Source organism: Buttiauxella massiliensis (genome assembly GCF_902500225.1).
Taxonomy (GTDB): Bacteria; Pseudomonadota; Gammaproteobacteria; order Enterobacterales; family Enterobacteriaceae; genus Buttiauxella; species Buttiauxella massiliensis.
This window is the reverse complement of the sequence record NZ_LR722651.1, coordinates 190,970-205,934: the sequence shown is the minus strand read 5'-3', so window position 1 is coordinate 205,934 and position 14,965 is coordinate 190,970. Positions and strand designations below refer to the sequence as shown.

Sequence of the window (14,965 nt, the reverse complement as noted above, 5' to 3'; positions counted from 1 at the left end):
TGGCGGCAGGATCTCACCCCCAGCCACTTACTTATGTAAGCTCCTGGGGATTCGAGCCTTTGCCGTCTATCTGCAACTCGAGTTATTTAGAGCATTCGCTACAGGTTGCACTTCATGACTACGACTTATATTTATTTATCAAACAGATAATGATTCACCAGGTTTTCCAGCAGTTCCTGATGACCACTCTGGTGCTGCGGCGCCAGGTTATGCTGCTCAGCGTACTGTGCAATCTGCGCAAGAGACATTTGTCCTTTCAGAATTTGCTGGCCCAGTTCACCATTCCAACCGGCATAACGCTTCGCAACACGCTTATCCAGTTCACCATCTTCAATCATGCGCGCAGCAATTTTCAGCGACAGCGCCATTACGTCCATCGCACCAATATGACCATAGAACAGGTCGTACTTATCGGTGCTTTGACGACGCACTTTGGCATCAAAGTTCAGGCCGCCCGTGGTGAAACCACCTGCTTTAAGGATTTCGTACATCACTAATGAATTTTCTTCCACGCTATTTGGGAACTGGTCGGTATCCCAGCCCAGTTGCGGGTCGCCACGGTTGGCATCAACCGAACCAAAGATGCCCAGGGCAATAGCACTGGCGATTTCGTGATGGAATGAGTGACCCGCAAGTGTTGCGTGGTTTGCTTCAATATTTACTTTGATCTCTTTTTCCAGACCAAATTGTTTCAGGAAACCATAAACCGTGGCGACATCGTAATCGTACTGATGCTTCGTTGGTTCTTGTGGTTTTGGTTCGATAAGCAACGTGCCACGGAAACCAATTTTGTGTTTGTGCTCAACAACCATTTGCAAGAAGCGGCCAATTTGCTCGCGCTCTTGACGCAAATCGGTATTGAGCAGGGATTCGTAACCTTCACGGCCACCCCAAAGTACATAGTTTTCACCGCCCAGTTTGTGAGTGGCATTCATTGCCGTTACTACTTGTGTGGCAGCCCAGGAAAATACTTCTGGATCCGGGTTGGTTGCCGCACCGGCACCAAAACGTGGGTTGGTAAAGCAGTTGGCAGTACCCCACAGCAATTTCACACCACTTTCTTGCTGCTTTTGCGCCAGCACTTCGGTCATTTGCGCGAAGTTGTTCAGATACTCTTTCAGAGACGCACCTTCTGGTGAAACGTCTACATCGTGGAAGCAGTAATACGGCACATTCAACTTGTGGAAGAATTCAAACGCCACGTCAGCTTTCTGTTTTGCCAGACCTAATGCATCGCCTGCTTGCAGCCAGGGACGCTCAAAGGAACCGGAACCAAACATATCCGTGCCATTCCAGCAGAAGTTATGCCAGTAACAGGCAGCAAAGCGCAGGTGTTCTTCCATGCGTTTACCCAGAACGATTTCGTCCGGATTGTAGTGGCGGAATGCCAGAGGATTAGTGGATTTGGTACCTTCAAAACGTACGCGTTCAAGTTGGTCGAAATAGGCTTGCATAAGTGACTCCGTAATCAAGGGGGGCGGCAAGTAAGCGATTCTGTCACCATCCTGTATTTTCCTCGGGCGTTGCTCAATTACGTTATTTCACACTGCGTTTAAGAGAATGCTCAAATGTGCGCTGCTTCGCAAAAATACTGAAAATAATGAGTGAAATATCTCGATGGTTATTCCAGTAAATAAAGCAATGAATGAATTTTTTAAATTAAAAGAAGATCGCCATCATAAATTAGAAATTAAACCAAAAAACGTAATGGGAAGATAAAAATCTGTAATTGCTGGATTTGCATTCACAGACAACAATCCTCTCCGGTTGACAGATAATAATTTTAATCCGAGTTATTCATCCCTACAAAGGTATAACAATATGAAGATTAAGAACCTCTTACTAACGCTGTGTGCCTCACTCGTTCTGACCAGTATCAGCGGGATTGCGAAAGAAGTGAAAATTGGCATGGCAATAGACGATTTACGTCTTGAGCGCTGGCAGAAAGACCGCGATATTTTTGTTAAAAAAGCCGAATCGTTGGGCGCGAAAGTTTTTGTACAATCCGCGAATGGCAACGAAGAAACGCAAATGTCGCAAATAGAAAACATGATTAACCGTGGCGTTGATGTACTGGTCATTATTCCTTACAACGGCCAAGTGTTAAGTAATGTGATTGCTGAAGCGAAAAGAGAAGGAATAAAAGTATTAGCTTATGATCGCATGATTAATAATGCCGACATTGATTATTACATCTCATTTGATAATGAAAAGGTAGGTGAGTTACAGGCGCAAAGTCTTGTTAATAAAGTGCCTTCTGGCAATTATTTCTTAATGGGTGGCTCACCTGTTGATAATAATGCCAAAATGTTCCGTGCCGGGCAGATGAAAGTATTAAATCCTTATATTGAGAGTGGGAAAATAAAAGTTGTCGGCGATCAATGGGCTGATGGTTGGCTGCCTGAAAACGCATTGAAAATTATGGAGAATGCTCTGACGGCTAATAACAATAAAATCGATGCGGTGGTGGCGTCAAACGATGCGACTGCAGGCGGCGCAATTCAGGCATTAAGTGCGCAAGGGTTAGCTGGGAAAGTCGCCATTTCCGGGCAGGATGCGGATTTGGCTGGGGTGAAACGCATTATTGCCGGTACACAAACCATGACGGTTTATAAGCCAATCACCAAGCTTGCGAATACGGCAGCTGAAATTGCTGTGGAATTAGGTGAAGGCAAGCAACCCGCTTCTGACGCTGTATTGAACAATGGCATTAAAGATGTTCCCTCGCGTCTACTGACACCTGTCGAAGTCGATAAAACCAATATCGACAGCACCGTTGTGGCAGACGGTTTCCACAAGAAGAACGAGCTATAACCCACTTCGCCCGTGCTGTGCCACGGGCGACATCCTGAAAACAGGTAAAGGAGGGGCTATGCCTTGTTTACTGGAAATGAAAAATATCACCAAAGCTTTTGGTGTTGTGAAGGCCGTGGATAACGTCAGTCTGTCAGTTGATGCTGGTGAAGTGATGTCCCTTTGTGGCGAAAACGGCTCTGGTAAATCGACGCTGATGAAAGTGCTGTGCGGTATCTACCCCTACGGCAGTTACGAAGGTGACATATGGTTCGCCGGTGAAAAACTTCAGGCGAGCCATATCCGTGATACCGAACGTAAAGGCATTGCGATTATTCACCAGGAGTTAGCGTTGGTGAAGCATCTGACCGTGCTTGAGAATATTTTCCTCGGTGCTGAGCTTTCACAATATGGCGTGCTGGATTACGACAGCATGACGCTGCGCTGCCAGAAATTGCTGGCGCAAGTGAGCCTGAATATTTCCCCGGATACGCGCGTCGGTTCGCTGGGGCTTGGGCAGCAGCAGTTGGTCGAAATTGCCAAAGCGCTTAATAAACAAGTGCGCTTACTCATTCTGGATGAGCCTACGGCTTCACTAACTGAGCAAGAAACTGGGGTGCTACTAGCAATTATTCGTGATCTGCAGGCTCATGGTATTGCCTGTATTTACATCTCCCACAAACTCAATGAAGTGAAATCTATTTCCGACACCATTTGCGTTATCCGCGATGGGCAGCCAATTGGTACACGGGATGCGGCATTGATGCGTGAAGAAGACATCATCACCATGATGGTGGGGCGCGAGCTTACCGCGCTTTATCCTAATGAACCGCATCAGACTGGAGAAGAAGTGCTGCGCGTTGAGCATCTCACTGCCTGGCACCCGGTCAATCGGCATATCAAGCGAGTCAATGACATTTCGTTTTCACTGCATAAAGGTGAAATTCTTGGGATAGCAGGATTGGTTGGCGCGGGGCGTACCGAAGCGGTGCAGTGTTTGTTTGGCGTCTGGCCGGGCAAGTCTGAAGGCCGTATTTTCATTGATAATCAACCGGTCACTATCGGCCATTGCCAGCAGGCGATAGCTCACGGCATTGCGATGGTGCCAGAAGACCGCAAAAGAGATGGAATCGTGCCGGTCATGGCTGTTGGGCAAAACATCACACTTGCCGCATTAAGCCAGTTTTCTGGCGCGTTAACTCACCTGGATGACGCTGCCGAACAAAACTGCATTCTGCAATCGATTGGGCGACTGAAAGTTAAAACATCATCACCAGATTTGGCAATCGGTCGCCTGAGCGGTGGCAACCAGCAAAAAGCCATTCTTGCGCGTTGCCTGCTTCTCAATCCACGCATTTTGATTCTCGACGAACCCACGCGTGGCATTGATATCGGCGCGAAATACGAAATCTACAAACTTATTAATCAGCTGGTTCAGCAAGGTATTGCGGTCATTGTTATCTCATCGGAATTGCCGGAAGTGCTCGGTCTTAGTGACAGAGTGTTGGTGATGCATGAGGGGCGAATCAAAGCCAATCTGATTAATAACAACCTGACCCAGGAGCAGGTTATGGAAGCTGCACTGAGGAGCGAAAAGCATGTCGAAAAGTAATCCGTCTGAAATGAAACTCACGGCACCTGTGGCATCACCTTTTACCGGGCTGCGGGCACTTAATCTCCAGGTTTTTGTCATGATCGCGGCGATTGTGGTGATTATGCTGTTCTTTACCTGGACCACCGAAGGCGCTTATCTCAGTGCCAGAAATATCTCCAATTTGTTACGCCAAACCGCGATCACCGGGATTCTGGCAGTAGGCATGGTGTTCGTCATCATTTCGGCAGAAATCGATCTGTCTGTTGGCTCGATGATGGGTCTGCTGGGCGGAGTGGCCGCCATTTTTGATGTCTGGCTGGGCTGGCCTTTACCGCTTACGATTGCCGTAACGCTGGTTCTTGGCCTCGTTTTAGGTGCGTGGAACGGTTGGTGGGTGGCGTATCGCAAAGTGCCGTCATTTATCGTGACGCTTGCCGGGATGCTGGCGTTTCGTGGTGTGCTGATTGGCATTACTAATGGCACAACCGTGTCGCCAACCAGTGCGGCGATGTCGCAAATCGGGCAAAGTTACCTGCCAGAAGGTATTGGCTTTGGTATTGGCACTTTAGGGCTGGTGATTTTTGTTGCATGGCAATGGCGGATGCGCACTCGACGCCAGGCTCTGGGGCTGGAAACACCAGCCTCTACAGGTGTCGTAGGGCGACAAGCCATCACAGCCGTTATCGTGTTGGGGGCTATCTGGTTACTCAATGATTACCGTGGTGTACCTACACCGGTGCTTATCCTCACATTATTACTGCTAGCGGGAATGTTTATGGCGACTCGCACAGCGTTTGGCAGACGTATTTACGCGATTGGCGGCAATATTGAGGCGGCGCGGCTATCGGGTATTAATGTGGAGCGCACCAAGCTTGCGGTGTTTGCCATAAACGGCTTGATGGTGGCGATTGCCGGGTTAATTCTCAGCTCGCGGCTGGGGGCTGGCTCTCCGTCTGCCGGGAACATTGCTGAATTGGATGCCATTGCCGCATGTGTCATTGGCGGTACCAGTCTTGCTGGCGGTGTGGGGAGCGTTGCCGGAGCCGTGATGGGAGCATTTATCATGGCTTCGCTGGATAACGGAATGAGTATGATGGATGTCCCCACGTTCTGGCAGTACATCGTAAAAGGCGCCATTTTATTGCTGGCTGTGTGGATGGATTCGGCGACCAAGCGTAAAGCGTAAGTGTGCAAAATGCCCATCGCCCTTCAAACTGCAGGGTTGTTGGCTGCTCTCATTCACCCGAGTCACTTACTTGAGTAAGCTTCTCGGGGTTGTCTCGATTGCCGCCTAACTGCATCTTGAAGTAGCTTGGGTATTGTTATTTTCACATACAGTTTTTTTATCAGGGAAAAGGCATGTTTGAGAAACGTCATCGCATTACGTTGTTATTCAATGCCAACAAAGCCTACGACCGCCAGGTAGTGGAGGGAGTTGGTGAATACTTGCAGGCGTCTCAATCTGAGTGGGACATTTTTATTGAAGAAGATTTCCGTGCCCGCATCGACAATATCAAAGAGTGGCTAGGCGACGGTGTGATTGCCGATTTTGATGATACTGAAATCCAGCGTTTATTAGATGGGGCGGATGTTCCGATTGTTGGTGTAGGAGGGTCCTACCATTTGCCAGAACACTATCCACCCGTACATTACATTGCTACCGACAACCATGCCCTTGTGGAAAGTGCATTTTTGCATCTAAAAGAGAAGGGCGTTCAACGTTTCGCCTTCTATGGTTTGCCTAACTCCAGCGGCAAGCGTTGGGCGATGGAGCGTGAATACGCGTTTAACCAGCTTGTGGCAAAAGAAAAATACCGGGGTGTGGTTTATCAGGGTATAGAAACGGCCCCTGAGAATTGGCAGCATGCGCAAAACCGCCTGGCGGATTGGGTGCAAACACTTCCTCCGCAAACCGGGATTATTGCCGTGACGGATGCACGTGCACGCCACCTGCTGCAAGTTTGCGAACATCTGCATATTCCTGTGCCGGAGAAGCTCTGTGTTATTGGGATAGATAACGAAGAACTCACGCGTTACCTATCGCGCGTGGCGCTCTCGTCGGTGGCTCAGGGGACAAGGCAGATGGGCTATCAGGCCGCAAAGTTGTTACATCGTTTAATGGACAATGAGCCGCTTGCTTTACAACGCATTCTGGTGCCGCCGATGCGTGTAGTTGAACGCCGTTCAACGGATTACCGTTCTTTGCATGATCCCGCAGTGATTCAGGCAATGCATTACATCCGAAACCATGCTTGTAAAGGTATCAAAGTTGAGCAAGTTTTGGACGCGGTAGGGATCTCGCGTTCGAATCTCGAGAAGCGGTTTAAAGAAGAGGTCGGTGAGACGATTCATACAATAATTCACACCGAAAAGTTAGAAAAAGCGCGCAGTTTGCTGGTGTCTACGTCTTTGTCTATCAATGAAATATCGCAAATGTGCGGTTACCCATCACTGCAATATTTCTATTCGGTATTTAAAAAAGAGTATGACTCAACGCCGAAAGATCATCGTGAAAGGCATAGTGAAATATTGGTTTAGTGAATGAATTAAACAAAAAAAACGCCTTCGAATTGAAGGCGTGAATTATTACTTATTTTTAACATTCTATTTTTTAATTAGTTCGGTGCCATAAAGCGCTGATTGGTTTGATACATCGCAAATAGGTAATTGTTATAGCTACTACCTTTTGTAGAATACCCTTTCAGCTTATGAATCATATTGCTGGCAGTCACTTCCTGATCCGCTTTACGCAATTGCGCACGTGATTTACGGAAGGAATTATAGGCCGGATGCGTATTCAGATTTGTTACGTAAGCGTTAACGCCTTCTTTAACTGAATCGTAATGCAAATAGCCTTTAACTTTTCCTGGTTCGCTGTTGCAATGGCGCTTGCTGCACTTCATACCAAACAAGTTGTTATTGCTACGGGCAAGTTTAGACGTTCCCCAGCCGCTTTCAGCTGCAGCCATCGTTGCCACCATGTTGGTAGGAATGATGTCGACTTTTTCCATCAGCGTATTCCACGGCACACGCTTAGTATTACCGTTCCACGCAATTTTGTAGCGCTGGGTAATGCCTTTCAGGCGTGTACGCTCTGATGGTGACCAGCGTTTTTCATACTGCTTAGAAACCAACCAGTTACGGTCCGCAGTAATCGCTGCATTTTGACTAGTAATATATGGCATGACCGTCCGGAGAAACGCTTTTTTTCTAGGTGTTCCGGAAGGGTATTTTCGCAAGTCAGGGAGCGATGCAATTTCACTATTGCGAGAATACTCTTTTTTACTACTTACCAATTTCTTACTGTGTGTCGTCGTGCTTTTGGTCTTAACTATGTGGGCTTTATGCGATTTTGGCTCATGTTTACTTGCTAATACCCCAGTTGAAAAACTGAAGGTGAGTAACATAAGTATCGCAGCCCCAAATCGTCGGAAATGGGTTGATATCATTAGATCTCCTGGTCGGATCGTTACGTTTCCAGTGCCTTATTTATTAAAGGTTTCGAATAAAGTAAACGCGGATACTAACAAAATTAGACCTTCTGAGCACCAAAATAAATAATCCGATTCCGAATTGTTGTCACGTACGATCTTCTTATGACGGTAAAAAGTATCGTAATATGCGATGGTTATCCCATATTTGAGCAAACTGATAACCCCGTCACTCACCCTATTATCTCATCCCCAACTATCCATTTTGAGGATGAATTCAGTTAATTAAAATAGTGCCAAACTGAATAAAAGATAAACACGGGCTTAACCCTATGAAAAAATTACCTCTGCTATTTCTCCTGTTCCCTGGATTGGTACAAGCCGCCTGGACAGCTCCCGGTTTACCTGCGTTTAAAGAGCAAAATCCAGGGCTATTTGTGAGCGAAGGTAAGCTTGCGAAAGGCATATTACCGCTCAGTCTTAAATCAGATCAGTCATGCTGGCAACCCGCGGAATCAATCAAACTTAACCAGGCGCTGTCACTTAAACCCTGTGAAGGGGAAGCTCCCGCCTGGCGTTTATTTCGCGAAGGAGAGTATCGGGTTCAAATTGATACGCGCAGCGGCACTCCTACGCTCATCCTGAGCGTCAATAGCGAGGCACAAGCCGCTCCTGTTGATGTCACCCGTCAGTGCCCGAAATGGGATGGTAAACCGCTCACAGTGGATGTCAGCAAAACCTTTGCTGAAGGTAGCGAGGTCCGTGATTTCTACAGCGGTGCCACAACAACGGTCACACAAGGCAAGATTACCCTTATGCCTGCGGCGAATAGCAACGGCTTGCTGCTTCTGGAATCAGCCGCCACCAAACAGACCGCTCCGTTTAGCTGGCACAACGCCACGGTCTATTTTGTGCTGACTGACCGCTTTGAGAATGGCAACCCGAAAAACGATAACAGCTATGGCCGCCATAAAGATGGAATGCAAGAGATCGGCACGTTCCACGGCGGTGACCTGGCTGGACTAACCCAAAAACTCGATTATCTACAGCAGCTGGGTGTGAACGCGTTGTGGATAAGCTCGCCTCTCGAGCAAATTCACGGTTGGGTTGGTGGTGGCACAAAAGGGGACTTCCCACACTATGCCTACCACGGTTACTACACCATGGACTGGACCAAACTCGATGCCAATATGGGGACTGAGGACGAACTACGCACACTCGTGGACGAAGCCCATAAACGCGGCATTCGAATTTTGTTCGACATCGTGATGAACCATACAGGCTATGCAACGCTTGCCGATATGCAGGAGTACGATTTTGGCGCGCTGTATCTTAAAGGTGACGAGCTGACTAAAACTCTCGGCAAGCACTGGACCGACTGGAAACCAGGCCCTGGCCAGAGCTGGCACTCTTTTAATGACTACATCAACTTTGGTGATAAAACTGCGTGGCAAAACTGGTGGGGGAAAAACTGGATTCGCACCGATATTGGCAATTACGACTCCCCTGGATTTGACGACCTCACCATGTCGTTGGCGTTCCTGCCAGATTTAAAAACGGAATCCACACAACCAGCGGGCTTGCCGATCTTTTATCGCCACAAACCCGACACCCACGCGAAAGAAATTGCCAATTACACCGTGCGAGATTACCTGACCCATTGGTTAAGCCAATGGGTGCGCGATTACGGTATTGACGGTTTCCGGGTGGATACGGCAAAGCATGTCGAAAAAGCGGGCTGGCAGCAGCTTAAAGAGCAATCTGTTGCTGCACTGGTCGAATGGAAAAAAGCTAATCCAGATAAAAAGCTGGATGATGCGCCGTTCTGGATGACCGGAGAATCCTGGGGCCACGGCGTGATGAAGAGCGATTACTACAACAGCGGCTTTGACGCGATGATCAATTTTGATTATCAGGAACAAGCAGCAAAAGCGGTGGATTGCCTGGCAAATATCGATCTCACCTGGCAGCAGATGGCGACTAAGTTGCAGGATTTCAATGTGCTTAGTTACCTTTCCTCTCATGATACCCGCCTGTTCCGCGAAGGTGGCCAGCGTGCGGCCGAATTGCTGTTGCTGGCACCTGGTGCGGTGCAGATTTTCTATGGTGATGAGACTGAGCGGCCATTTGGCCCGACAGGTTCTGACCCGCTTCAGGGAACTCGTTCTGATATGAACTGGGGGCAAAATGTTGCCACGCTTTCGCACTGGCAGAAAATCAGCCAGTTCCGAGCTCGTCACCCGGCAATTGGTGCAGGCAAGCAGAACACACTGAGCATGAAACAAGGATACGGCTTTAGCCGTGAATCCGCAGATGACAAAGTGATGGTGGTCTGGGCGGGGAATCAATAACGAATGGCGCTTCGCTTACCCGATCTACAAATGCACTTGTAGGCCTTAAAGCGAAGCGCAGTACTTAATGCTTTTTATCTTAGCTAAAGCAGCATATTCCATGACTGCGACTATCCTTAATGCGTTTGCACCATGTCTTCTCCGGCGCTATGGTTAGCCTCTTTTTGATAGTCAAAGACAGATCTATGCTATGACGTTTTCACTTTTCGGCGACAAATTTACCCGCCATGCAGGCATTACGCGCCTGATGGAGGATCTCAACGATGGTCTACGCACACCAGGAGCGATCATGCTCGGTGGCGGTAATCCTGCGCAAATTCCTGCTATGAATGACTACTTCCAGGATCTGTTGGCAGACATGCTGGCAAACGGGAAAATGGCTGATGCGCTATGCAATTACGACGGTCCGCAGGGGAAAAGTGAGTTACTGGACGCACTTGCAGATATGCTGCGCACAGAATTAGGTTGGGATATTAATCCTCAGAACATTGCACTGACTAATGGCAGTCAGAGCGCATTTTTCTACTTGTTTAATCTGTTCGCGGGTCGTTATGCGGATGGCAGCACTAAAAAAGTGTTGTTCCCGCTGGCACCTGAATATATCGGTTATGCGGATTCGGGGCTTGAAGAAGACCTGTTTGTCTCCACGCGCCCGAATATCGAACTGCTGCCGGAAGGCCAGTTTAAATATCACGTCGATTTTGAACACCTGCAAATCGGTCCGGATACCGGGATGATTTGTGTGTCGCGCCCGACCAACCCGACGGGCAACGTCATTACCGATGAAGAGCTGATTAAACTCGACGCGTTGGCGCACCAGCACGGCATTCCGTTGGTGATTGATAACGCGTATGGCGTACCGTTCCCGGGCATTATTTTCACCGAAGCACGCCCGCTGTGGAATCCGAACATTATCCTTTGTATGAGCCTCTCGAAGCTCGGCTTGCCGGGAAGTCGTTGTGGCATCATCATCGCCAATGAAAAAATCATCTCCGCTATCACCAACATGAACGGCATTATCAGCCTGGCTCCTGGCGGGGTTGGCCCGGCAATGGCCACTGAAATGATTAAGCGTAACGATTTGCTGCGCTTGTCTGAAACGGTGATTAAGCCGTTCTACTACCAGCGTGTTCAGGACACAATCGCGACGATTCGCCGCTATTTGTCGCCAGATCGCTGCTTAATCCATAAACCGGAAGGGGCGATTTTCCTGTGGTTGTGGTTTAAAGATTTGCCGATTTCCACCGAACTGCTTTATCAGCGCCTGAAAAAGCGCGGCGTTTTGATGGTGCCAGGGGATTACTTCTTCCCAGGCCTTGATAAACCGTGGCCGCATACGCATCAGTGTATGCGTATGAACTACGTGCCGGAGCCTGAGAAAATCGAAGCGGGTGTGAAGATTCTTGCTGAAGAGATTGAGCGGGCGTGGGCTGAAGCGAAGTAAATTTTAAAAACCTTCTCCCTGGAAAGGGAGAAGGTTTGTCTGATTAGCGAACTACCAAAGAGTCGTACCCCTTCCAGCGGTAATTCAGCATCGAGACAATCCAGCAGCCAATAAACAGCCCAACCACGATAAAGCCCGCATTGCCGAGATTTTCATTCAGCGCATCAACCCATTTCCACAGGCCTGTGTGCAGGTTGAATTTATCCGCCAGCAAGCCTAACGCTTCCATGCCGCCAATAAACAGCGCCACGACAACGGATGTGCCGGTGATGGTCATGTTGTAATAGAGCTTGCGTTGCGGTTTGTTAAACGCCCAGCCATAAGCGCCAACCATAATCATATTGTCGAGCGTATCAATCAGCGCCATACCGCTGGCAAACAGCGCCGGGAACACCAGAATCGACCACATCGACATACCGCTTGAAGCGCTGGCAGCAGAAATACCTAATACGCCAATCTCTGTTGCAGTATCAAAACCTAAACCGAACAAAAAGCCGACCAGATACATATGCCAGCTCTTGTTGATAAGCTTGAAAGTGGAGCGGAACAGCCAGCTCATCATGCCGCCGCCGTTAAAATCGGTCGCCTCTGCAGACAATGATTCACCGCGTTTAAGCTGGCGGAAATTACGCCATACGCCACGTAAAATCACCAGGTTGACCAGCGCCATTGCCAGCAAGAAACACGCCGATACGGCAGTGCCAATCACACCGCCAACATCATGAAACCAATCCATATCGCTCTGAAATGCCGCCGCGGTTGCGGCAATCGCAACAGATGCCAGCACGACAATGCTCGAGTGCCCCAGTGAGAACCATGCGCCGATACCAAACGGGCGTTTCCCCTGCTGCATCATTTTGCGCGTCACGTTATCAATCGCTGCAATGTGGTCGGCATCAACCGCATGGCGCAAACCGTAGCACCAGGCAAGCAGGCTTGCGGCCATCAGCGCGGTGCTGTGATGGAATGAAACCAAAGCCCAGGCCCAGGCGGCTAGATTGGCTGCAACTAAAGCCACGAGCAATACAGCAGCGCGTGGGTTGTCACGAAGAATACGCAATAACATCATTTTATCCTTGTGAGGGAATGGTGATACGGGCGGCAGCAACAAGGGCCTGGCCCAATGAAAGGGCACCGTCACCAGCAGGCAACTGTGTCGGGAAGAGCAGGTTGAAATCTGCGAGGTAATACGAAAATCTTTCGCGCATCAGCTGGTTATGCAGCACCCCACCGCTGAATACGAGGGTATTAATCGAAAGCTTGTGCGCATGGCTACGGGCTAAATCAGCAAAACCTTTTGCCAGCGCATCATGAAATGCCCAGGCGCGTGCGGGTGCACCGTCGTGCCAGCTGAGCCACTGCTGCCAGAAGGTCGTTAAATCCAGTTTTCCATTGGTGACCGGCAGTGTGATGGGGTGGCGGCACTCGCCACTTTGCGTTGCCAGTGCTTCAAAGCAACAGGCGGCTTCACCCTCATAGCTTTGCTGTAGCGGTGCGCAATTTAGTGCCGCCGCGGCGGCATCAAATAAACGCCCTGCGGAGGAGGCGAATGGCGCGTTAATGCCACGTTCTATGGCTGTGGCCAGCAATGGCCAGTTTTGCGTACGCACTACTGCCGTTTCAGGATGGTGTTGCCAGTCAGGAACAAATGTCTGGCAATGAGCAAACAGGTTGCGCCACGGCTGGCGCGCCGCAAGGTCACCACCCGGCAGCGCCACCGCAGGCAAGCCACCAAGATGTTCGCATTCGCGATAGTTAACCCGCAGGCACTCGCCGCCCCACAGTTGGTCATTCTCGCCATAACCGATGCCATCAAGGGTTATGGCAATCACATCACCCCCATCCAGCGGCCAGCGGTGTTCAGCCATACACGCCACCGCGTGAGCGTGATGATGTAAAACAGTGCTCACTGGCAGCCCCATCTCTTTCCCGAGACGGGAGCTGTGGTAGCCGGGGTGTGCGTCTATCGCGACGTATTGCGCTTTAAAATCATAAGCCTCACACATAAGTGCACGAGCTTTTTGCCACTGCTGTTCAACGCCATCTTCAGCCAGATCGCCCAGATGCTGGCTGAGCACCGCCTGGTTGCCGCGCAGCAGGCAGAAGGTGTTTTTCAAGTCAGAACCTAACGCCAGAATCGGCGGTAGCACCTCAAAACCCGGGGGCAATGGGAGAGCATCTGGCACAAACCCTCTGGCACGGCGCAGCATCTCACCGCTTGCGCGCACCACGGAATCATCCATGCGCTGGACGATATCGCGGTTATGCAACAACCAGCCGTCTGCGATATCGGCTAATTCTTCAAGCGCTTGCTGATTGGTGATGGCGGGTGGTTTACCGTTTAAATTGCCGGAGGTCATCACCAGTGGGCCGCCAAAATCCTGCATCAAAAGGTGTTGTAGCGGGTTGGCGGGTAGCATCACGCCGACTTCGCTCAAATGCGGGGCGATAAATTCGCTTAGCCCGCTTAATGCGGACTTCGCCATTAACACAATGGGTGATGCTGGCGTGTTGAGCTGCGCGACTACTTCGGCGGGTAAACCTTGCGAGTCAGAAAGCATCACCGCCAGCGGTTTGGACGGACGATGTTTGCGTTCACGTAAGCGAGCAACGGCTTCATCATTGCGGGCATCAACGGCCAGATGGAAACCGCCCAACCCTTTTATTGCCACGACTCTTCCGTCTTTTAACGCTGCAACGGCTGCTTGTAATGCGTCTTCACGCTCAAGGTTTTGCTCACCACATTGCCAGCTAATCTGCGGTCCACACTCCGGACAGGCGACAGGTTGGGCATGGAAGCGGCGATCCATTGGATCGCGGTACTCTTTTTCGCACGCCGGGCATAACGGGAACGCAGCCATCACCGTTTTGGGCCGGTCATACGGCATAGCATTAATGATGGTGAAGCGCGGGCCACAGTGGGTGCAGTTGATAAACGGATAACGATAACGACGATCGTTCGGGTCATTTAGCTCACGCCGGCAGTTCGGGCAGGTTGCGGCATCCGGGACGATTTGCGTGTCCATCGAACTGCTGGCACTGTGGCGAATGGTGAAATCCTGAGGGATTGTTTCCCACTGCATTGTCGATTGTTCAACACTATCGATACGAGCAAGTGGTGGACATTTGGCGTGAAGCTCGGTGATAAACGCATCGGCATTGGAGGACAGGCGCACCAACACACCGGCACCGTCATTGCAGACATCGCCCGTGAGTTTGAGAAGTTGTGCAAGTTGCCAGACGAATGGTCTGAAACCAACGCCCTGTACTTTGCCGCGAATGCGTAACATCACGCCGTGAAAATTCACTATTGGTACCAATGTTTGGGTATTTTGTCGGATGACGCTGCGTA

The 14,965-nt window shown here is 49.8% G+C and carries 10 protein-coding genes; 6 read left to right on the top strand and 4 right to left on the bottom strand.

Annotation, left to right across the window (positions count from 1 at the left end; translation table 11 throughout):
* Positions 1 to 131: 131 nt before the first annotated feature.
* Positions 132 to 1,454 (bottom strand): xylose isomerase, encoded by a 1,323-nt coding sequence (gene xylA, locus GC128_RS07530; protein WP_151993784.1) that lies wholly within the window; start codon positions 1,452 to 1,454, stop codon positions 132 to 134.
* Between the two features lie 367 nt (positions 1,455 to 1,821).
* Here xylA and xylF point away from each other — a divergent pair, with 367 nt between their 5' ends.
* From xylF to xylR, 4 genes are all read left to right on the top strand, one after another.
* Positions 1,822 to 2,814, top strand: a complete 993-nt coding sequence (xylF, locus tag GC128_RS07525; RefSeq protein WP_151993783.1) for a D-xylose ABC transporter substrate-binding protein — start codon at positions 1,822 to 1,824, stop codon at positions 2,812 to 2,814.
* 58 nt (positions 2,815 to 2,872) lie between these two features.
* Entirely contained in the window at positions 2,873 to 4,405 is a 1,533-nt protein-coding gene (locus tag GC128_RS07520; RefSeq protein WP_151993782.1) for a xylose ABC transporter ATP-binding protein, read from the top strand.
* Positions 4,392 to 5,573 carry a xylose ABC transporter permease XylH gene (gene xylH / locus GC128_RS07515; protein WP_151993781.1) on the top strand — a complete coding sequence of 394 codons (1,182 nt, stop codon included), beginning with the start codon at positions 4,392 to 4,394 and terminating at the stop codon, positions 5,571 to 5,573. The genes GC128_RS07520 and xylH overlap by 14 nt, the downstream gene beginning before the upstream one ends.
* A gap of 173 nt (positions 5,574 to 5,746) precedes the next feature.
* Positions 5,747 to 6,925, top strand: coding sequence for a D-xylose utilization transcriptional activator XylR (gene xylR / locus GC128_RS07510; RefSeq protein ID WP_151993780.1), 1,179 nt, complete (start codon positions 5,747 to 5,749; stop codon positions 6,923 to 6,925).
* Between the two features lie 77 nt (positions 6,926 to 7,002).
* Here the strand turns inward: xylR and GC128_RS07505 are convergent, their stop codons facing one another.
* A complete protein-coding gene (locus tag GC128_RS07505) occupies positions 7,003 to 7,836 on the bottom strand; it encodes a protein bax (RefSeq protein ID WP_034460478.1) in 834 nt (277 codons plus the stop codon).
* Between the two features lie 314 nt (positions 7,837 to 8,150).
* Between GC128_RS07505 and GC128_RS07500 the strand changes: the two genes are divergently transcribed.
* The gene (locus tag GC128_RS07500; protein WP_151993779.1) at positions 8,151 to 10,169 is read left to right on the top strand and encodes an alpha-amylase; all 2,019 of its coding nucleotides are present in this window, start codon (positions 8,151 to 8,153) and stop codon (positions 10,167 to 10,169) included.
* Positions 10,170 to 10,359: 190 nt separating this feature from the next.
* Positions 10,360 to 11,613, top strand: coding sequence for a valine--pyruvate transaminase (avtA, locus tag GC128_RS07495; RefSeq protein WP_151993778.1), 1,254 nt, complete (start codon positions 10,360 to 10,362; stop codon positions 11,611 to 11,613).
* 43 nt (positions 11,614 to 11,656) lie between these two features.
* On the opposite strand, the gene GC128_RS07490 is transcribed toward avtA, so the two are convergent.
* Positions 11,657 to 12,679: a HoxN/HupN/NixA family nickel/cobalt transporter gene (locus GC128_RS07490; protein ID WP_151993777.1), complete on the bottom strand. Its 1,023-nt coding sequence runs from the start codon at positions 12,677 to 12,679 to the stop codon at positions 11,657 to 11,659.
* Positions 12,680 to 12,683: 4 nt separating this feature from the next.
* Positions 12,684 to 14,903, bottom strand: a complete 2,220-nt coding sequence (gene hypF, locus GC128_RS07485) for a carbamoyltransferase HypF (RefSeq protein WP_151993938.1) — start codon at positions 14,901 to 14,903, stop codon at positions 12,684 to 12,686.
* Positions 14,904 to 14,965 lie beyond the last annotated feature (62 nt).

Bases quoted from the DNA above. Each gene is read 5' to 3' on its own strand.
- xylA (WP_151993784.1), bottom strand. From the start codon at position 1,454: ATGCAAGCCTATTTCGACCAACTTGAACGCGTACGTTTTGAAGGTACC.
- xylF (WP_151993783.1), top strand. From the start codon at position 1,822: ATGAAGATTAAGAACCTCTTACTAACGCTGTGTGCCTCACTCGTTCTG.
- GC128_RS07520 (WP_151993782.1), top strand. From the start codon at position 2,873: ATGCCTTGTTTACTGGAAATGAAAAATATCACCAAAGCTTTTGGTGTT.
- xylH (WP_151993781.1), top strand. From the start codon at position 4,392: ATGTCGAAAAGTAATCCGTCTGAAATGAAACTCACGGCACCTGTGGCA.
- xylR (WP_151993780.1), top strand. From the start codon at position 5,747: ATGTTTGAGAAACGTCATCGCATTACGTTGTTATTCAATGCCAACAAA.
- GC128_RS07505 (WP_034460478.1), bottom strand. From the start codon at position 7,836: ATGATATCAACCCATTTCCGACGATTTGGGGCTGCGATACTTATGTTA.
- GC128_RS07500 (WP_151993779.1), top strand. From the start codon at position 8,151: ATGAAAAAATTACCTCTGCTATTTCTCCTGTTCCCTGGATTGGTACAA.
- avtA (WP_151993778.1), top strand. From the start codon at position 10,360: ATGACGTTTTCACTTTTCGGCGACAAATTTACCCGCCATGCAGGCATT.
- GC128_RS07490 (WP_151993777.1), bottom strand. From the start codon at position 12,679: ATGTTATTGCGTATTCTTCGTGACAACCCACGCGCTGCTGTATTGCTC.
- hypF (WP_151993938.1), bottom strand. From the start codon at position 14,903: ATGTTACGCATTCGCGGCAAAGTACAGGGCGTTGGTTTCAGACCATTC.